The organism is Uliginosibacterium aquaticum (assembly GCF_012972705.2).
Taxonomy (GTDB): Bacteria; Pseudomonadota; Gammaproteobacteria; order Burkholderiales; family Rhodocyclaceae; genus Uliginosibacterium; species Uliginosibacterium aquaticum.
This window is the reverse complement of sequence record NZ_JABCSC020000005.1, coordinates 20,477-37,954: the sequence shown is the minus strand read 5'-3', so window position 1 is coordinate 37,954 and position 17,478 is coordinate 20,477. Positions and strand designations below refer to the sequence as shown.

Annotated in this window: 20 protein-coding genes; 9 read left to right on the top strand and 11 right to left on the bottom strand. The window is 63.3% G+C overall.

Annotated elements, in window-relative coordinates:
- Positions 1-75: 75 nt before the first annotated feature.
- From HJ583_RS16885 to HJ583_RS16870, 4 genes are read right to left on the bottom strand one after another with little or no spacing between them, the layout of a single operon-like run.
- Entirely contained in the window at positions 76-1,383 is a 1,308-nt protein-coding gene (locus tag HJ583_RS16885; RefSeq protein WP_170023022.1) for a Ni/Fe hydrogenase subunit alpha, read from the bottom strand.
- A gap of 2 nt (positions 1,384-1,385) precedes the next feature.
- Complete coding sequence (locus tag HJ583_RS16880; RefSeq protein ID WP_170023021.1) at positions 1,386-2,180, bottom strand: NADH-quinone oxidoreductase subunit B family protein; 795 nt, start codon at positions 2,178-2,180, stop codon at positions 1,386-1,388.
- A 1-nt stretch (position 2,181) separates the two neighbouring features.
- A complete protein-coding gene (locus tag HJ583_RS16875) occupies positions 2,182-3,018 on the bottom strand; it encodes an FAD/NAD(P)-binding protein (RefSeq protein WP_170023020.1) in 837 nt (278 codons plus the stop codon).
- A complete protein-coding gene (locus tag HJ583_RS16870) occupies positions 3,015-4,169 on the bottom strand; it encodes a 4Fe-4S dicluster domain-containing protein (RefSeq protein ID WP_170023019.1) in 1,155 nt (384 codons plus the stop codon). Before HJ583_RS16870 ends, HJ583_RS16875 begins: the two co-directional genes overlap by 4 nt.
- Positions 4,170-4,595: 426 nt before the next feature.
- Between HJ583_RS16870 and HJ583_RS16865 the strand changes: the two genes are divergently transcribed.
- The 8 genes from HJ583_RS16865 to HJ583_RS16830 all read left to right on the top strand — a co-directional run bounded on the left by HJ583_RS16865 (position 4,596) and on the right by HJ583_RS16830 (position 11,517).
- Positions 4,596-4,826, top strand: a complete 231-nt coding sequence (locus tag HJ583_RS16865; RefSeq protein ID WP_170023018.1) for a HypC/HybG/HupF family hydrogenase formation chaperone — start codon at positions 4,596-4,598, stop codon at positions 4,824-4,826.
- The gene (locus HJ583_RS16860; protein WP_170023017.1) at positions 4,819-5,178 is read left to right on the top strand and encodes a hydrogenase maturation nickel metallochaperone HypA/HybF; all 360 of its coding nucleotides are present in this window, start codon (positions 4,819-4,821) and stop codon (positions 5,176-5,178) included. Before HJ583_RS16865 ends, HJ583_RS16860 begins: the two co-directional genes overlap by 8 nt.
- Positions 5,168-5,926 (top strand): hydrogenase nickel incorporation protein HypB, encoded by a 759-nt coding sequence (gene hypB / locus HJ583_RS16855; RefSeq protein ID WP_170023016.1) that lies wholly within the window; start codon positions 5,168-5,170, stop codon positions 5,924-5,926. The genes HJ583_RS16860 and hypB overlap by 11 nt, the downstream gene beginning before the upstream one ends.
- Positions 5,923-7,014: a hydrogenase formation protein HypD gene (gene hypD / locus HJ583_RS16850; protein ID WP_170023015.1), complete on the top strand. Its 1,092-nt coding sequence runs from the start codon at positions 5,923-5,925 to the stop codon at positions 7,012-7,014. The genes hypB and hypD overlap by 4 nt, the downstream gene beginning before the upstream one ends.
- Positions 7,011-9,242 (top strand): carbamoyltransferase HypF, encoded by a 2,232-nt coding sequence (hypF, locus tag HJ583_RS16845; protein ID WP_170023014.1) that lies wholly within the window; start codon positions 7,011-7,013, stop codon positions 9,240-9,242. The genes hypD and hypF overlap by 4 nt, the downstream gene beginning before the upstream one ends.
- Positions 9,239-10,234, top strand: a complete 996-nt coding sequence (gene hypE / locus HJ583_RS16840) for a hydrogenase expression/formation protein HypE (RefSeq protein ID WP_170023013.1) — start codon at positions 9,239-9,241, stop codon at positions 10,232-10,234. The genes hypF and hypE overlap by 4 nt, the downstream gene beginning before the upstream one ends.
- A 129-nt stretch (positions 10,235-10,363) precedes the next feature.
- Entirely contained in the window at positions 10,364-11,077 is a 714-nt protein-coding gene (gene folE, locus HJ583_RS16835) for a GTP cyclohydrolase I (RefSeq protein WP_170023012.1), read from the top strand.
- Positions 11,078-11,088: 11 nt separating this feature from the next.
- Entirely contained in the window at positions 11,089-11,517 is a 429-nt protein-coding gene (locus HJ583_RS16830) for a BLUF domain-containing protein (RefSeq protein WP_101943986.1), read from the top strand.
- A gap of 301 nt (positions 11,518-11,818) precedes the next feature.
- Here the strand turns inward: HJ583_RS16830 and HJ583_RS16825 are convergent, their stop codons facing one another.
- From HJ583_RS16825 to HJ583_RS16815, 3 genes are read right to left on the bottom strand one after another with little or no spacing between them, the layout of a single operon-like run.
- Positions 11,819-12,094 (bottom strand): hypothetical protein, encoded by a 276-nt coding sequence (locus HJ583_RS16825; protein WP_101943988.1) that lies wholly within the window; start codon positions 12,092-12,094, stop codon positions 11,819-11,821.
- On the bottom strand, positions 12,091-12,477 hold the full coding sequence (locus tag HJ583_RS16820) for a phage holin family protein (RefSeq protein ID WP_170023011.1): 387 nt from the start codon (positions 12,475-12,477) through the stop codon (positions 12,091-12,093). The genes HJ583_RS16825 and HJ583_RS16820 overlap by 4 nt, the downstream gene beginning before the upstream one ends.
- Positions 12,477-12,779: a DUF883 family protein gene (locus HJ583_RS16815; RefSeq protein ID WP_101943992.1), complete on the bottom strand. Its 303-nt coding sequence runs from the start codon at positions 12,777-12,779 to the stop codon at positions 12,477-12,479. Before HJ583_RS16815 ends, HJ583_RS16820 begins: the two co-directional genes overlap by 1 nt.
- Before the next feature lie 190 nt (positions 12,780-12,969).
- Here HJ583_RS16815 and trhA point away from each other — a divergent pair, with 190 nt between their 5' ends.
- Positions 12,970-13,629 (top strand): PAQR family membrane homeostasis protein TrhA, encoded by a 660-nt coding sequence (gene trhA, locus HJ583_RS16810; RefSeq protein WP_170023010.1) that lies wholly within the window; start codon positions 12,970-12,972, stop codon positions 13,627-13,629.
- Here trhA and HJ583_RS19195 read toward each other — a convergent pair whose 3' ends face one another.
- From HJ583_RS19195 to HJ583_RS16790, 4 genes are read right to left on the bottom strand one after another with little or no spacing between them, the layout of a single operon-like run.
- Entirely contained in the window at positions 13,630-14,679 is a 1,050-nt protein-coding gene (locus HJ583_RS19195) for a DUF3108 domain-containing protein (protein WP_170023009.1), read from the bottom strand.
- 10 nt (positions 14,680-14,689) lie between these two features.
- Entirely contained in the window at positions 14,690-15,331 is a 642-nt protein-coding gene (gene purN / locus HJ583_RS16800) for a phosphoribosylglycinamide formyltransferase (protein ID WP_170023008.1), read from the bottom strand.
- A 35-nt stretch (positions 15,332-15,366) separates the two neighbouring features.
- Positions 15,367-16,014: a DedA family protein gene (locus tag HJ583_RS16795; RefSeq protein WP_101943999.1), complete on the bottom strand. Its 648-nt coding sequence runs from the start codon at positions 16,012-16,014 to the stop codon at positions 15,367-15,369.
- Between the two features lie 54 nt (positions 16,015-16,068).
- Positions 16,069-17,430 (bottom strand): MATE family efflux transporter, encoded by a 1,362-nt coding sequence (locus HJ583_RS16790; RefSeq protein WP_170023007.1) that lies wholly within the window; start codon positions 17,428-17,430, stop codon positions 16,069-16,071.
- Between the last annotated feature and the right edge of the window lie 48 nt (positions 17,431-17,478).

Sequence of the window (17,478 nt, the reverse complement as noted above, 5' to 3'; positions counted from 1 at the left end):
GGCACGAGACCCACAAAACAACTCGCGGCCGGAGGCCGCTCCTGCTCTCGACTCCCGACTCCCCATTCCCGATCATCACTCGCGATTGACCTTGAGCTTGAGGAAGTGGGTGGAGCACGAGAGGCAGGGGTCGTAGTTGCGGATCACTTTTTCGCACAGTTCGCGCAGCGCTTCGTCCGTGTGATCGAGGCCGAAGTGTTCGACCGCCGAATGCAGGTTCTGCTCCAGCCGCGCCTGGTTCTGCGAGGTGGGCGGGATCATGCTGGCGGTTTTGACGCGACCGTCGCGGTCGATCTCGAAGCGGTGGTAGATCATGCCGCGCGGGGCTTCGGTGCAGTGATGGCCGATGCCGGGGCGCGGCGTGTAGTCCTGCCAGGGGCGGGTCGGCAGCTTGTAGTGCTGGAGGATGTCCAGCGTTTCGACGATGGCGAGGTGGCATTCCAGCGCGCGCGCGGCGACGTTCATGAACATGTTGCGCGAGGGGAAGGAGAGACCCAGATCGTGGGCGAGGTTTTGCACCTCCTGCGGCAGGCGGTCGAAATTCAGATTCACGCGGGCCAGCGGGCCGAGGAAGTAGCTGCCGCCATCCATCATCGAATAGTGAGCGGTGGAGTGTTCCACCTGATGCTCGCGGAAGTGCGTCGGGTAGCGATCGAAGGGGATGTCCAGCCCCTTGTCCGACACCAGCTGGCCTTCGTTGATGCCGTATTCCTGCGGATGGCGGATCGCGACGCTGACAAAGTCCTGCTCATCCACCGGGCGCGGCAGGCTCACCGCCCAGGCGGCGAATTCGCGCACGGCATCGCGCGCGGCGAGCAGCTTGTCGACCAGATCGGCCACTTCGTGCTTGGGCGGGGCACGGTGGAAGCCCCCTACGCGCAGGCCGATGGGGTGCACCGAGCGGCCGCCGAGCAGGCGCAGCATGTCATTGCCCAGCCCCTGCAGCAGCATGCCGCGCTTGACCTCTTCGGGGTAGCGCGTGGCCATCTGCAAGGCATCGGCATAGCCGAGGAAATCCGGCGCGGCAAACAGGTTGATGTGCAGCGCGTGGCTCTGCAGCCATTCGCCGTAGTAGATCACCCGGCGCATGGCATGCACCCACGGGTCTTCAAGCACGCCGAAGATATGCTCCATCGCGCGGATGGAGGTCATCTGGTAGGCAATCGGGCAGACGCCGCAGACGCGCGCGGCGATGTGCGGCACTTCGGTGTAGTCCTGCCCCTCAAGGAATTTCTCGAACAGGCGCGGCGGCTCGAAGATGCGCAACTGCAGCTGCTCGATGCGGCCATCGCGCGCGGTGAATTCGAGCGAGCCTTCGCCTTCCACGCGTGTCAGCAGCGGGACCTGGATGTCGATGTCGCGCTTCGGATTGAGTGTGCTCATGCTCATTCCTCCATCCAGGGTTCGCTGCAGAACAGTTTCGCGGCATCGCTGAAGGCCGGCGCGGCATTGTTGATCGAGGCAAACTTGCGCAGCACCTGCTCCTGCGACAGACCCAGCCCCATCAGACGTCGGCCGAAGCTGCCCACGTTGATGTTCTCGGCCGGGCCGTAGCAGGTGTAGCACGGCGCGCCGAAGCTCGGGCACAGCGCGCCGCAGCCGGTGCGCGTCACCGGCCCCATGCAGGCCGCGCCCTGGGTGACGAGGATGCAGTTGTTGCCGCGCCGCTTGCACTCCTGGCAGACCTTCTCGCGCAGATTCGGCGGCGTGACGCCGAACAGGAAGGCACGCACCGCGGCCAGCATCTGGCGCACGCTGACCGGGCAGCCCCACAGCTCGAAATCCACCTTCACATAGTTGGCGATGGCGCCGGAGGATGAGAGCGAGTGGATGAACTCGGGCTTGGCATACACCGAGCGCATCCACTCGGCCGTGTCGGCATTGTTGCGCAGGGCCTGGATGCCGCCCGAGGTCGCGCAGGCGCCCATGGTGATGAGGAAGCGGCTGTGCTCGCGGATCTTTTTGAGGCGCTCCACATCATGCGGCGTGGTGATCGAGCCTTCGACGAAGGCGATGTCCATGTCTTCATCTTCGGACAGCACATGGCCCACCTCGGCCATGTGGGCGATATCCACCAGCTTGGTCAGCTCGATCAGCTCGGCCCCCATGTTCACGAAGGCCAGCTGGCAACCGGAGCAGGAGGCGAACTTGTGGATCGCAACACGCGGTTTGGCGCTCATCTCAGTACCCCTTCACGCGCATGAGTTCGGCGACCTGCGGCCAGGTGAAGATCGGCCCGTCCTTGCAGACGAAGTGCTGGCCGAGCTGACAATGGCCACAATGCCCCACGGCGCACTGCATGTTGCGCTCCAGCGAAACATGGATGCTCTCGCCCGGCACGCCGAGATCGACCAGGGTGCGCGAGGTGTCGGCCATCATCTGGTCCGGTCCGCACATCATCACCACGCAGTTCTGCTTGTCATACTGAGCTTCATCGAGCAGCACGCTGACGCGGCCGAGATGCCAGTGCGGCCAGCGCGTCTTGTCACGCGAGGCCGTGAGCAGCACTTGCGTATCGGGCAGGCTGCGCCATTCGTCGTACTGCGGCTCCCACAGGCCCTCGTTGCGATGGCGCACGGACTGCATGATCACCAGCCGGCCATAGTCCGCCCGGTTGGCCACCACGTGCTTGATGGACGAGGTAACCGGTGCGCAGCCGAGGCCGGCGGTGACGAAGACGATGTCCTTGCCGCGCGCCACATCCAGCGGCCAGGCGCTGCCGAAGGGGCCACGCACGCCGATGTGGTCACCAACCTTCAGCTCCATCATCGCGCGGGTCACGCGGCCAACAGCGCGGATCGTGTGCAGCAGCTCTTCGCCTTCATTGGACATGACCGAGATCGCCACTTCGCCCACGCCGTACAGGTAGAGCATATTGAACTGGCCGTGCTTGAAGCCGTACTGGCGTGCCACTTCGCGATCGGTGAAGCGCAGCCGCCAGGTGAAGATGTCGGGCGTTTCCTGGATGCGGTCGACGATCTCGGCTTCCCAGGGGAGATAAGGATTCGCGGGTTTCACTCTGCAGCCTCCGATCCATCCACATGCGGCAGTTCCACCTCGGGAGCCGCAGCAAGCCCGAGCAGCACATTGGCCTCCAGCACGAAATCAATGCTAGCCGGACACCAGGTGGTGCAGCGCCCGCAGCCGGTGCAGCCGATGCGGCCGTACTGAGGCACCCAGTTGAAGAGCTTGTGCGTCATCCACTGGCGGTAGCGCTCGCGGGAGCCATGGCGCACCACTTCGCCGACGATGTAACTGTGATCCTCGTTGAAACAGGAGTCCGCATCGCGCCAGTGCTCGGTGCTCTTGCCGTCGAGCGCCGGCACTTCGAATTCGCGGTGGCAGAAACAGGTCGGGCAGACCGCCGTGCAGTTACCACAGGACAGGCAACGCTCGGCGATGCGCGTCCAGCGGGCATCTTCCAGCAGCGCGTCCAGTTGCTGGAGGCGTTGCTGCGATGGCAGGGCGCGCTGCTGCTGCCGCGCGCAGGCTTCGCTCTGCGCGCTCGCCTCGGCCTGCTGCGCCGCGCTGGCTGGCTGCAACGGCAGATCGGCCGCAATCATGGCGCCGCGCTCGCTACCCACGCGCAGCAAATAGCCCTCTTCCAGTTCGTCGAGCAGCAGGTCATAACCCTCGCGCGCCGCCGGGCCATCGCCGGTGGAGGCGCAGAAACAGGTGTCGGCCGCATGGGTGCAATTGACGGCTACCAGCAGCAGACGCTCGCGCCGCGCCTTGTAATAAGGATCCACATAGGCGCCTTGCAGGAAGTGGGCGTCCTGCAGTTCAAGTGCTGCCAGATCGCAGGCCCGCACGCCGAGGATGGCGGTCTTGGCGGCCTCGCGCTCGACAGCTTCGAAATGCACCCGGCCATCCTTGCGCACCGCGCGCCAGAGCTTTTCGCGCGGCGCATAGAGATAGGGCTTGATGGCGGAGGCCGTGTTGGCCCAGGCAAAGCAGCGTGCTGAACCGGTTTTCACCAGCCGGTAATGGCCGGGGGCCTGGCTGTCGCGAACGCCCTGCGGCAGGTCCTCCACGCCATCGATCTCGCGATACACAAGGCCGCCCTGACCGGTCTCCTCGCGCGGGCCGATCAGCCGGTAGCCTGCCTCCCGGATCGCACTGAACAACGTAGGCAGATCGGCACGGTGCAGGTAACGCATGTCACTCATGGTCATGCTCCCGAAAGCGCTTGCATTCCTCTTTATCGGCAGCCCCGGCAGATGCGGCAAGCCCTATCGGGAAGGCCTCTGATTTGATCGTAAATGCCTGTTCATAATTGCTTCGCCGGATATGCCCATCCGGACTGAAGGGCTTTAGGGTCTGTTGACATACATTCGGCGAATCGCGTTGAAACGTATGGCTTGTGGGACAAGGCGCGCAACACAGTGTGGAGTGGGCCTCCACACAAGGAGCGCAACGCAGTGCCACGAGCCATACGCTTCAACCCCCAGGGTTCGGGCGCTTTGAACGCGGCTCTGCGTTGCAGCTTCTAGTCAGGGGGCCACCCTGACTTCGGCGCTGCGCCTTGTTCCGCGCCCAAAGCGCCGCGAGCGCGACCGACGAATGTATGTCAACAGACCCTCAGGGAGACAGGGATGTGCCTCGGCGTACCCATGAAGATCGTCAGTCTCCACGGCGAGCGTGCCTTCGCCGAAGCGCTGGGCGTGCGTCGTGAAATTGCCCTGAGCCTGCTGCCCCAGCCCTGGCCACACCCAGGCGACTATGTGATGGTGCATGTCGGCTATGCCATCGAGCGCGTGGATGCCACCCTGGCTGAGGAATCACACACTTTGTGGCAGGCCATGGAGGCGGGTCGCGATGCATGAACTTGCGCTGTGCCGCGCCCTGATTACCAGCGCCGAGCGCGAGCTGGCCAATCACCCCGGTCGCCAATTGCGCGCACTGCAGGTCAGCGTCGGCGCCCTCTCGGGTTGCGAGCCGGATCTGCTGACCCACCTCTTTCCTCATGCCAGCCCCGATACGTCGGCGGCTGGCGCCAAGCTCGAAATCACCTTTCAGCCTGCACGCGTGCGCTGTACGCGCTGTGGCCAGGAGGCCGAAGTCGCGCCCAATGCCCTGTGCTGTCCGGCCTGTGGCAGCCCGGCGGTACAACTGATAGCCGGGGATGGCGTGTTATTGACCGGTCTGATCCTGCGCGAGGATGCACATGTGCAATGAATGCGGCTGCGGCCTGCCTTACTCACCTGCGGCACGCAAACAGCGCTTGCCAGCGGAGGCTCCCTCGCATGAAACCGTGATCGCGGTGCGCGAATCATTGTTTGGTGCCAACGAAGCGATTGCAGCGCAGAACCGGGCAGATTTCCGCCGCCATGGCGTACTGGTGCTCAATCTGATGTCCAGCCCCGGCAGCGGCAAGACGGCTTTGCTCGAAGCCCTGATCCCGCGCCTGCCACTGCGCTGTGCAGTACTGGTCGGCGATCTGGAAACCGACAACGATGCCCGCCGCATCGCCCGCACCGGCGCCCCGACCTTCCAGATCACAACCGGGCAGGCCTGTCATCTGGATGCAGCGATGATCCGAGCAGCACTGCCGCAGCTCGATCTGAACACCATCGATATCCTCTTCATCGAAAACGTCGGCAATCTGGTCTGCCCGGCAAGCTTCGATCTGGGGGAAGCGAAACGCATCGCCCTGCTCTCGGTCTGTGAGGGTGACGACAAGCCCGCCAAATACCCGGGTCTGTTCCACAAGGCCGATCTGATGCTGATCACCAAGGCCGATCTGTTGCCGCATCTGCCCCAGTTCGACCCCACGCGCAGTGAAGCCTGCCTGCGTCAGCTCGCCAGTTCAGCCCCCTGCCTAACCCTATCAAGCCTGCAGCCCGACAGTCTCGTGCCGCTGCAGGACTGGATCCTCCGCGAACACACTGCGGGCCGTCTGGCGCATGTTTGGAAACCGGCATGAACGCCCGCGACACGCTGGCCCGCATCCAGGCCCTGCCCGCCCCGCTCCGCCCGATCCGGGTGCTCAATGTGTGTGGCGGGCATGAGCGCAGCATTACCGAACTGGGCCTGCGCAGCCTGCTGCCGGACTGGGTGCAACTGATCCCGGGGCCCGGCTGCCCGGTCTGCGTCTGCCCCGAGGAAGCCATTCATCAGGCGATCCAGATGGCCTTGCTGCACCCGCTCACCCTCGTCGCCTTTGGTGACATGCTGCGCGTGCCGGTCAATCTGAATAAGGGTGAAGCCAACTCCCTCGCTGCCGCTCGCGCACAGGGCGCGGACATCCGCCCGATCGCCTCGCCGCTCGAGGTCATCGCCCTCGCGCGCAGCCTCGCACCGCGCCCGCTGGTTTTCTTCGTCGCCGGCTTCGAGACCACCCTGGCCCCGGTCGCTGCGATGCTGGCCGAGGCAGATCTGCCTGCCAACCTGTTCCTGCAGCTGGCCGGTCGCCGCACCTGGCCGGCCGTGGAATTTCTGTTGCAAGCGGGTAGCAGCTTTGAAGCGATGATCGCGCCGGGCCATGTCGCCGCCATCATGGGGGCGAACGAATGGCGCTTCGTCGCCGAGAAATACGCTCTGCCAGTGGCCGTTGCCGGCTTTGCGGCCGACACCCTGCTCACCGGACTGCACGCGGTTCTGCGTCACGCGCTGCGACATGAGGCCGCGCTGGACAACGCCTATCCTGCCGTCGTAAAAGCCGACGGCAACCCGCAGGCGCAAGCCCTGCTCGCCAAAGCCTTCGACATAGTCGATGCCCCCTGGCGCGGCATCGGCAGCATCCCGGCTTCGGGCTACCGTCTGACATCCCTGCACGCCGCGCGTGACGCCTCGCTGCAGTTCCCGGTCGCCATCAGCGGCCACAAACGTAGCGGCCAGATGCCCGCCGGTTGTGATTGTGCCGCCGTGCTGCTGGCTCACAAACGTCCCAGCGAATGCCGGCTGTATGGCCGCGCCTGCACACCGGAGTCACCGATCGGCCCCTGCATGGTCTCCGACGAAGGGGCCTGCCACATCTGGTGGCGGGCCGGCGAACGCGTTGCCACCGCATGAGCTTGCAGCGACTCCATCTGACCCTCGGCGGCATCGTGCAAGGTGTCGGCTTTCGCCCCTTCGTGCACCGCCTCGCACATGAATTGAGCCTGGGTGGCTGGGTGCAGAACCGCTCCGGCCAAGTGCAGATCGAAACCGAGGGCCTGGCTGACACTCTCGATAGCTTCAGTCAGCGCCTGATCAAGGAAGCGCCGCCACTGGCCAAGCCGCAGATTCTGCACAGCATCCGGCAAGCCATCGCTCAGAGTCGCCGTGATTTCGTCATTCTCGCCAGCCACACGGAAGATGCTCCCGACATTCATCTGCCAGCGGACACTCACCTGTGTGCCGACTGCCGCCGCGAGTTGTTTGATCCGGCCAACCGCCGCTTCCGCTACCCCTTCATCAACTGCACCCAGTGCGGCCCGCGCTACACCTTGATCGCCGAACTCCCCTACGACCGCGAGCGCACCAGCATGACTAATTTTCCGCTGTGCCCGGCCTGCCGCGCGGAGTATGAGAACCCGGCCGAGCGGCGCTTTCATGCCGAGCCGCTGGCCTGCCCGGCCTGCGGCCCGCAACTGCGCTGGCGCGATGAAACCGGCGAAGCAGCCTTGCAAGTCGCACTCAGCGCCCTGCGCGAGGAGCAGATCATTGCGGTGCGCGGCGTTGGTGGCTATCACCTGATGTGCGATGCGCGCAATGCAGCCACCGTCGCCCGCCTGCGCACACGCAAGCAACGTCCGGCTCGCCCCTTTGCGCTGCTCTTTGACGAGTGCGGGGAAGATGGCAACGCCATGCTGCACAAATACCTCGCCCCCAGCCCTAGTGAACTTGCCCTGCTGCACAGCCCGCAGCGCCCCATCGTGCTGATTGAAGCTCGCGCCCACAATGGGCTGGCGGAAGACATCGCACCGGGCATGCGGCGCATCGGTGCGATGCTGCCCCACTCGCCCCTGCAAGCCTTGCTGGCGGCGGACTTCGGCGCGCCACTGATCGCCACCTCCGGCAATCTCTCAGGCGAGCCGATCTGCCTCGATCCGGCCGAAGCCGAAGCCCGCTTAGGCCGGATTGCCGACGGCTTCCTGCATCACGACCGCCCGATCCTGCGCCCGGCAGAAGACAGCGTGTGGCTATGCGCGGCTACGCCGATGCCGATCCGCCTCGGGCGGGGCGAAGCGCCTCAGGAATGGCAGCTGCCGGGACGACTGGCACGGCCTACGCTGGCACTGGGCGGCGAGCAGAAGGTCTGCATTGCGCTGGGCTGGGAAGACCGCGCCGTGATCTCACCCCATATCGGCGACCTTGACCATCCCGAAAGCATGGCCTGGCTGACGCGCGTGGTCGCGGACTTCAGCCGCTTATACAAAGTGCAAGCAGAACGCATCGCGCTTGATGCCCATCCGCACTACCGTGGCCGCCAGCATGCTTTGGCCAGTGCTTTGCCACTGCACGAGACCTGGCATCACCACGCTCACGCCAGCGCCCTCGCCGCCGAATATCCACAGATCAAACACTGGCTGACATTCACTTGGGATGGAGTAGGCCTCGGGCCTGACGGCCAGCTATGGGGTGGCGAAGCCTTGCTTGGCGCACCGGGACACTGGCTACGCATAGCCAGCCTGCGCCCCTTCCGTTTGCCCGGCGGCGAGGCCGCCAGCCGCGAGTGCTGGCGCAGCGCGGCTGGCCTGTTATGGGAGGCAGGCCTGACCTGCCCGCCCTGGCATCCACAACTCGAACTTCTGCAACGCGCCTGGCAAGGCGGCGTGAACAGCCCGCCCACGTCTGCCATCGGCCGCTTCTTCGACGCCGCCGCCGCCATCCTCGGCGTATGTACCCAGGCCAGTTTCGAGGGTGAAGCGCCGATGCGTCTGCAGGCGCTGGCGGAATCCGTCAGCGAAGGGCCGCACTGGCCGATCCACTGGCAAGCCGAAGCAGGCCTCTGGCTGCTCGACTGGCAGCCCTGGCTTGCCGGCCTGAGCGATCTGCAGATCCCCGTTGCCGCGAGGGCCTGGGCACTGCACGACGCCCTGGCTCGCGCGGCCGCTGAACTCATCTTTCTACTTGCCTTGCCCGGCGAAACCGCCATCGGCGGCTGCGGCGGCGTGTTCCAGAACAGCCTGCTGGCCGAGCGCCTGCAGCATCATCTCGGCGCGCGCCCTCTCCTCCTGCCGCAGCGCCAGCCGCCCAACGATGCCGGCCTGGCCCTCGGCCAGCTCATGGAAATCCTTGCGAAAGATTGCGCATGAAAGCCACCCATATCCAGCTCGCCCACGGCAACGGCGGCCGTCTGATGCGCGAGCTGCTCGAAACCCTGGTGTTCCCGGCGCTAGGCTGCCGTGAAGCCTTCACCGACGCCAGCCCGCTGGCGTCGGACAAGCGCATTCCACTCATGGCCAGCGACAGCTTCACCGTGCAGCCGCTGGAGTTCCCCGGCGGCAACATCGGCAGCCTTGCGGTGCACGGCACGCTCAATGATCTGGCGGTCTCCGGTGCCGAGCCGGCGGCACTGACCCTCAACCTGATCATCGAAGAAGGCTTCGCCCTCGATACGCTACGCCGCCTGCTCGAATCCGCCGGTGCAGCAGCGCGCGCAGCGGGTGTGCCGATCATCGGTGGCGACACCAAGGTGGTGCCGCGCGGCCAGGGCAGCGGTCTGGTGATCGCCAGTACCGGGCTGGGTTGGCGCGACGCCGGTTGCGCGCTGGATATCCGCAGCGTACAGCCGGGCGATGCGGTGCTGGTCAGCGGCCCGTTGGGCGATCACGGCGCCAGCGTGCTGATGGCACGCGAAGCTTTTGGTCTCTCCAGCGGATTGCAATCCGATGCCAGTTGCGTACTGGAGTTGGCGCACGCAGTGCGCGACTTGCCGGGCCTGCGCTTCATGCGCGACCCCACGCGCGGCGGTCTCGCCAGTGTGCTGCACGAGATCCTGCAGGCCAGCGGCTGCGGCTGCGAGCTGAACGAGGCCGTCATTCCCCTGCGCCCGGAGGTCAGCGGCGTTTGCCAACTGCTCGGCTTCAACCCGCTGCAACTGGCCTGCGAAGGGCGCATCGTGGCCATCGTTGCAGTGGAGTCAGCCAATGAAGTACTGGCGCGCTGGCAGGCCCTGCCTGAAGGCCAGTCGGCCACCCGTATTGGTCATCTCACCGTGGATAGACGCGTTATCCTGCGCACCCCGCTCGGCGGACAACGCTATCTGGACGAACTCGCCGAAGACCCACTGCCGCGCATCTGCTGAACCACCCTCAGCGCGCAAGAATCTTGAACCTTATATCGCAGCATGAATCACATGGCGCTGCCACCTCGTGGTTTCCGCCATCACGGTGATGCGCTAAGCTGACGAAGTCCTGAAACAGGAAACAACAACATGTCTGACACGCCCCCCGACTCCACCACTCATCGCTACGTTCCGGTTTCGGAGAAGATCCGCAGCCGCATCCAGCAGGCGCAGCAGCGCTTTCATGCCAATGACAATATTTCGGCGTTCATCGAGCCCGGCGAGCTGGACGCGCTGCTCGACGAGGTCGAAGAAAAAATGAAGACCGTGCTCGAAAGCCTGGTGATCGACACCCGTAGCGACCACAACACCCAGGACACCGCACGCCGCGTGGCCAAAATGTACCTGACCGAGGTGTTTCGAGGCCGCTACGTCCCGGCGCCGCCGGTCACCGAATTTCCTAATGCCGAGCACCTCAACGAACTGATGATCGTCGGCCCGATAACCGTACGCAGCGCCTGCTCGCACCACTTCTGCCCGATCATGGGCCGACTGTGGATCGGCATCATGCCCAACGAGCACTCGAACCTGATCGGCCTGTCGAAATACGCCCGGCTCGCCGAGTGGATCATGAGCCGCCCGCAGATCCAGGAAGAAGCCATCACCCAGGTCGCCAACCTGCTGATGGACAAGGTCAGCCCGGACGGCCTCTCCGTGGTGATGGAAGCCGACCACTTCTGCATGCACTGGCGCGGCGTGAAGGACAGTGACACAAAAATGATTAACAGCGTGATGCGCGGCGTCTTTCTCAAGGATGCCTCGCTGCGCCGCGAATTCCTCTCACTCATCAACCTCAAGAACTGACGGAGCCTGCCATGCTCGTTCGATTGCTTTACGCCAGCCGTGCAGCCCAGCCGCTCTCTCCCGAAATGATCGAGGGCATCCTCGCTCAATCACGCGCCCACAACCCCGAGCAAGGCATTACCGGCATTCTTTGCTACAGCGGTGACATCTTCATGCAGGTGCTCGAAGGCGGGCGTGATGCCGTCTGTGAGCTCTACAACCTGATCGTGCGCGACGAACGCCATCGCAACGTACGCCTGCTTTCCTTCGAGGAGATCCGTGAACGTCGCTTTGCCAGCTGGACCATGGGCCAAGTCAATCTCGCCAAGATCAATCCCTCCTTCATGCTCAAGTATGCTGAAAAGGCAGAGCTGGACCCGTTCTGCGTCAGTGGTGCAGCCTCCATGGCCTTGCTCGATGACCTGATCGCCACCGCCTCGGTACTTGGACGCGCCAGCTGACATCACGGCTGAAATGCCCCTAAACCCGATCAGGAAAATTCTTCCTTGAAATATGGGCAGGCAGGCATTACAAAGAGATTGCAGGCACACCCTGCGCAACAAAAGGGAACCCTTATCGCAACAGTAACAGCGTTGAGCATCAGGTAGACCTAACCGGGACAAACCCGGCGACGGTGGTGGATCCACCGAAACGAAACGCCGCGCAATGCGGCGTTTCTCTTTTGTGTTTGAACCTCAGGAGCAAGCCTTCGGGGTCAGGAATCCGAACCTTAGCAGCGGCTAGACAACAAACGAGGAGCGCTCAAACTACAGGCCCCTGCTTTTCGCTGCGGTCGACAACTGTTTTGGCGATGCGTACCACACCCAGCGCCAGATTCAACCAGCGTCCCCAACGCGCGGGCAAAATTGATCCGAGCAAGGCCCCTGCCCCATCAAGCCAGGCCGTTCGCGTGAGTTCCTCGCGCAGGGAACGAGCGGTGGCATCGCCCAAGCGATGACGCATCGCAGCCCGATACTGGGCCGACTGCAGCAATAGCATTTCCTTGCGTAGCTTGCGCATGCTTTGTCGCTGGTTCATTGCGCAGTCTCCCGGGCACCGTTAAGCGCCAATCGGTCACGCTCGAACTCCTGCCGAGTCGCCTCGAAGGGCTCTGGAGCGTCAGCCAAGCGTCGCCGCAAATACCAAGCCAAGCCCAAGGCCAATAGCAGAAACAGAACTGCCAGCGTTGCACACACTTCAAGCAGCACGCCGTACCGGGCTGCCAACACGAGCCCCGCTACAACCGCACTCAGCAGACAAAACAAGGTGCAGATTGCAGCCCCTAGCAGCAGCGCCAGGTGGCCGAGCAGACGCTCGCTCTCCTCCTGCAGCTCGATCCCGAACAGGGCAACGCGATTGCCCAGCAGGCCGGCGAGATTGTCGGCCTGCTGGCGCAGGCGCTCGAGGAAGCGCGGCAACATCAGCGGCGGGCGATCAACATACCGACCACTACGCCGACTGCGGCTCCGATACCAATGGCCTTCCAGGGATTGTCATGCACATAGGCATCAGTGGCCTGAGCGGCAGCCTTGGCTTTGTCCAGGGCGATCTGTTCAGCCACCCCCAAGCGTTCCTTGGCATCACGCAGGCCGGCAATGATGCGCGCCTGCAGGGCCTCAGCTTCCTTGCCTGTGGCGTGGGCGGCATCAGCGATCAGCTTTTCGGTCTTATGCAGGATTTCCTGGGATTCATCGAGCAGGGTGGAACTGGTGTTTTCGGACATGTTGCTCTCCTGAGTGGGTGATGACGTATTTAGAGGGACTGCCGGGCTCGTCATTCGTTCCGCAGCATTCACACAATTAATCCTAGCCACTTGCGCAGCCGGCGCGAGGAAAATTGCCCGTCCAAACTATCATTTCCGGGTTAAAGTTGGTCACGCATACGCTTTAGTACGGCAGCAGAGAGAACCCTTGATGGAACATATGAGACCCCAGAGCCGGGGCGAAGAATTTGCCAACTGGGCCAGCCACAGTCTTGGCCTGCTGGCAGCATTGAGCGCCTTCCCGATACTCGTGATCCTCACCGCCCGGCACGGCAGCGCCATGAATATTGCAGCGGCCAGCATCTATGCCAGCACCCTGGTGTTGATGTTTGCCAGCTCCACGCTCTACCACATGGTTCGGCCGGGACGCATCAAGCAGATCCTGCGCAAGCTGGATCATGCGTCCATCTACCTGCTGATCGCAGGCACCTACACTCCTTTCACCTTCAGCGTGCTGGCCGGCCCCTGGGGATGGACCCTGTTCAGCGTGATCTGGGCGCTGGCGGCCCTGGGGCTGTATCTGAAACTCAGCGAACGGATGACCAAGGAGTGGATCTCCATGGGCCTTTACCTGCTGATGGGCTGGCTGGTGATCGTTGCGGCGGTGCCGCTATTCCAGAATCTATCCGCGGCCGGCACGGTGTGGCTGATTGCGGGCGGGCTGGCCTATACCGGCGGGGTGGTGTTCTACGCACTCGATGGCAAGCTGCGCTACGGCCATTTCGTTTGGCACCTCTTCGTGCTGGCAGGCACCATCTGCCACTTCTTTGCCGTGCTGTATGGCTGCACACCCGAAGCAGCCGTCGCCTAATCAGAAATCGCTGGGTGTCTCAGGGGCCTTGAGCTGGACCTGCCCCTCTATCTCGACCTCAACCGCCTTGAGATCAAGCACATAGCCGTCAGCCGAGCGGATGCGGATCCGCACTGGCGCACTGCGCCAGCCCGGCGCGAGCCAGACATTGACCTGAGTGCCGTTGTTCGCCCGGGACTCGTAATGCCGGGTTTCGACCTTGCCGGAGGGCAGGGATAGTTGCTCCACCCCGCGGGCAATCAAGACCGAATCCTCGACCCAGAAGTCTCCTACTACGAACAGGGCGGCTTTCTCAAGCGACTCATCTAGCGTCATCAGAAATTGCGGCAATGCCGACATCGCCACCGCAAGGCCCTTGATCGTACGCTCGCGGGTATCTCCGCCACGCTGCATGGTCACTTTGCCGCCCACCTGATCGATCAGTCCGGTGGACTGTTTCTTCATGCGCCGGTCACTGGTGGTTTCACTGATCAACTGGCCTGCGGCGAGGCGACCGGTGGAACGATAGTCGAACATCCCGTCTGAGGCGCCCATCCCTGCGGTCAGACGGCTCTGGAAACGCGCCCCATCATGCTCCCAGCTGGCTTCGCCGATGGCATTAAGGGAAACCAAACCACCGACTGTGCCGTGATAAAACACACGTCCCTGACGCGGCAAGGGCTTGGCGACAAGGTGTGGGGATGGAGCTGGCGAGGATGCCTCCGGAGCAGCTTCGGCCATAGGTGCCGAGCCCGTCGCCTCTGCAAGCGTTTCGATGCCGAGCTCTGACACTACCGATTCGGCCGCGACCGGCAAAGAAGCTTCAGGGACCGGCTCCGGTTTGGCTGCAGGGGCTGGTTTTGGCTGCGACCGCCGGGTAGTGGAAGGGGCGGCAACAGGCACGACAGCTGCGGACGCAGGGCTGGCTGCAGCCAGAGTGGCTTCAATACGCCGGGCGTCGCCCTCGGGAACATCCGCATCCGGCAGTTCCCAGCCAGGGCTGAGCAAGCTGCCCAGATGCACAGCCAGCGAACAGGCACAAGCGACGATCAAGGGCGTCTGTCGTCGCACGGTCGTAACCTCAGTCGTCCACCGGTGGCACGCACCATCCCAGCGGACCGGGCTGCGCATCGCGCACCCTGACGCGACCATTTTCGAGACTCAAACGCCCTTCCACGAACCAGCGTACGGCCTGCGGATAAATCTGGTGCTCCTGAGCCAGCACACGCGCGGCAAGGCTGTCTTCATTGTCCTCGGGCAATACAGGCACCACGGCCTGAATCACGATCGGGCCATCATCGAGCTCAGGGGTCACGAAATGCACCGTCGTACCCGCCACCTTCACTCCGGCTTCGATCGCTCGACGATGGGTATGCAGACCGGTAAAACTGGGCAGCAGTGAGGGGTGGATGTTCAGCATACGGCCTTCGAAGCGGCGCACGAAGGCATCCGTGAGGATCCGCATGTAACCAGCCAGCACCACCAGGTCCGGCTCGAAGCGCTCGATCTCGGCCGCCAACGCGGCATCGAAGGCCTCGCGGCTGGCATGGGCCTTGTGATCGAGGGCAAGGGTTTCAATGCCGAAGCTGCGAGCGATCTCCAGGCCCTTGGCATCGGGTCGGTTGGAGATCACAGCCGCAATCCGGGCACCAGGAATGCCTGCGCGCGCAATGGCTTCCATGTTGCTGCCGCGGCCGGAAAGAAGGATGACGATATTTTTCATGCAGAAACTCGGGAATATCCGGAATTACCTTGGACTTAAGCCCCGGCTGCCGCTTTGCGGCTCTTGAGCCAGGCAACAAAAACCGGCATCAGGGAAACGGCAATAATGCCCAGCACGAAGAGCGTCAGGTTGTTCTTGATGAAAGGGATATTGGCCAGGAAGTAGCCTGCCCAGGTCAAGGAGAAGATCCAGATCGCGCCGCCAATGATATCCAGTGGCAGGAAGCGCTTGTAGCTCATCTCCGCCACGCCCGCCACGAAGGGCGCAAAGGTACGCACCAGCGGCATGAAGCGCGCCACGATGATGGTTTTGCCGCCATGAGTCTCGAAATAGGAGTGGGTCTTGTCGAACACAGCACGGTTGAAGAAACGCGACTGCTCCCACTTGAACACTTTGTGACCAAGGCTGCGGCCAATCCAGTAATTGACGTTATCGCCCAGCACGGCCGCCACAAACAAGGCACCGGAGAGCAGATTGATATCCATGCCACCGGCTGCAGCCACCCCGCCAGCCACGAAGAGCAGGGAGTCCCCCGGCAGGAAAGGGGTCACCACCAGTCCGGTCTCGCAGAAGATGATCAGGAACAGGATCACATAGATATAGCTGCCGTATTCCGCCACCAGTTGGGGCAGAAATTTGTCCAGATGCAGGACGATATCGAGAAATTGGGTGATCAGTTCCATGCCGGGGCTGCTGGATGAATGGGGAGGCCGCCATCATACCGGAAGCCCTGCCCTTCACGCCTGCATGTGGGCCAGGATCCGTCGCCGCGTACGCCGCGCATGCGCCACCCAGCCTCCGAGACGCCAGCGTGTCGCCATGATGATGCCGCGGCAACATTCGTCAGCCGCATAACCAATCCACACGCCGACCAAACCCAGTCCGTAATGGACGCCCAGCAGCCAGCCCAGGCCGACGCCAAACAGGAAAACCGAGACCATGCTGACCTTCACCGGAAAGCGCGCATCGCCTGCCGCACGCAGCCCACTGGTCATTACGATATTGAAGGCCCGCCCGGGCTCCAGCACCAGTTCGATCAGCACGATCATGCCGACCAAGGCGAGGATTTCGGGATTTGCAGTAGCGCGCGCTACCGCTAGTGGCGTCAGCCACCAACTAGCCAGAGTACACAGCAGCATCACCGCCATGCCCCAGGCCATAGCCTGCCACAGTACGCGATTGGCCCGATGCAGGCGCCCTGCGCCAACGTGATGCCCCACCACGATCTCGGTGCCGAAGCCGATTGAACCCGTCAGCAAGGTAACCAGGCGTACCGCATTCCACACGTAGGCGTGCGTCGCCAACGCGGCTTCGCCCATGCTCGCCACGATGGCCACGCTGATGATGAAACTCGCCCGGAAAGCCACTTTCTCTCCAGCCCCCGGCAAGCCGATATGCAGAATGCTCGCCAGCGGCACGCGCTCAAGACTCAGCCAGTCCGGCAAGCGCAGGTGAATCTCCAACCGGCTACGCCACACCCGCCAGGCCAGCGCAATGCCGAACAGGCGTGAAACAGCCATCGCCAGCGCCAGACCATCCAGGCCAAGACCAGGCCAGCGCCCCACTCCTAGCATCAATGGCACCGAAAGCAGCACCTGCAACAGATTCATGCCCAGCACGATCTTCATCGACTCACGGGTGTAGGTGTTGGCACGCAGCACCGCGATCATGCACATCGACACGGCATCGAACAGCAATGCCAGCCCCAGCCAGCGGGTATAGGTCTCCCCCGCAGGACGCAGCTCGGGCGGCAGGTTCATGGCTGCCAGAATCCAGCCAGCGCAGCTAAACAGGAGCAGCAGGGTCGCCAGACCAACCCAGCCGGAAGCGGCCAGCCCGCTTCGTGCAACCCGATGCGCGCCGACTTCGTCGCCCGCACCATGATGCTGGGTCACGACCACACTCGTGCCGATACTGACGACCTGAAACACGATCTGCAGGGCACCGAGAATCTGGTTGACCAACCCATAAGCGGCGACCATCCCGGTTGAAATCCGGCTCGCCAACCAAAGGCCGAACAGGCTCATCAGTACCATCAGCAGGTTTTCGATGAAGATCGGCCAGGTAATCGCAAACAGATGGAGTTTCTTTTCAGACATGGGCGGAATTCTAGTCCCGGTCAGAAAAGTTGTCTGACAAATTCTTCA

Bases quoted from the DNA above. Each gene is read 5' to 3' on its own strand.
- HJ583_RS16885 (WP_170023022.1), bottom strand. From the start codon at position 1,383: ATGAGCACACTCAATCCGAAGCGCGACATCGACATCCAGGTCCCGCTG.
- HJ583_RS16880 (WP_170023021.1), bottom strand. From the start codon at position 2,180: ATGAGCGCCAAACCGCGTGTTGCGATCCACAAGTTCGCCTCCTGCTCC.
- HJ583_RS16870 (WP_170023019.1), bottom strand. From the start codon at position 4,169: ATGAGTGACATGCGTTACCTGCACCGTGCCGATCTGCCTACGTTGTTC.
- HJ583_RS16865 (WP_170023018.1), top strand. From the start codon at position 4,596: ATGTGCCTCGGCGTACCCATGAAGATCGTCAGTCTCCACGGCGAGCGT.
- HJ583_RS16860 (WP_170023017.1), top strand. From the start codon at position 4,819: ATGCATGAACTTGCGCTGTGCCGCGCCCTGATTACCAGCGCCGAGCGC.
- hypB (WP_170023016.1), top strand. From the start codon at position 5,168: ATGTGCAATGAATGCGGCTGCGGCCTGCCTTACTCACCTGCGGCACGC.
- hypD (WP_170023015.1), top strand. From the start codon at position 5,923: ATGAACGCCCGCGACACGCTGGCCCGCATCCAGGCCCTGCCCGCCCCG.
- hypF (WP_170023014.1), top strand. From the start codon at position 7,011: ATGAGCTTGCAGCGACTCCATCTGACCCTCGGCGGCATCGTGCAAGGT.
- hypE (WP_170023013.1), top strand. From the start codon at position 9,239: ATGAAAGCCACCCATATCCAGCTCGCCCACGGCAACGGCGGCCGTCTG.
- folE (WP_170023012.1), top strand. From the start codon at position 10,364: ATGTCTGACACGCCCCCCGACTCCACCACTCATCGCTACGTTCCGGTT.
- HJ583_RS16830 (WP_101943986.1), top strand. From the start codon at position 11,089: ATGCTCGTTCGATTGCTTTACGCCAGCCGTGCAGCCCAGCCGCTCTCT.
- HJ583_RS16825 (WP_101943988.1), bottom strand. From the start codon at position 12,094: ATGAACCAGCGACAAAGCATGCGCAAGCTACGCAAGGAAATGCTATTG.
- HJ583_RS16820 (WP_170023011.1), bottom strand. From the start codon at position 12,477: ATGTTGCCGCGCTTCCTCGAGCGCCTGCGCCAGCAGGCCGACAATCTC.
- HJ583_RS16815 (WP_101943992.1), bottom strand. From the start codon at position 12,779: ATGTCCGAAAACACCAGTTCCACCCTGCTCGATGAATCCCAGGAAATC.
- trhA (WP_170023010.1), top strand. From the start codon at position 12,970: ATGGAACATATGAGACCCCAGAGCCGGGGCGAAGAATTTGCCAACTGG.
- purN (WP_170023008.1), bottom strand. From the start codon at position 15,331: ATGAAAAATATCGTCATCCTTCTTTCCGGCCGCGGCAGCAACATGGAA.
- HJ583_RS16795 (WP_101943999.1), bottom strand. From the start codon at position 16,014: ATGGAACTGATCACCCAATTTCTCGATATCGTCCTGCATCTGGACAAA.
- HJ583_RS16790 (WP_170023007.1), bottom strand. From the start codon at position 17,430: ATGTCTGAAAAGAAACTCCATCTGTTTGCGATTACCTGGCCGATCTTC.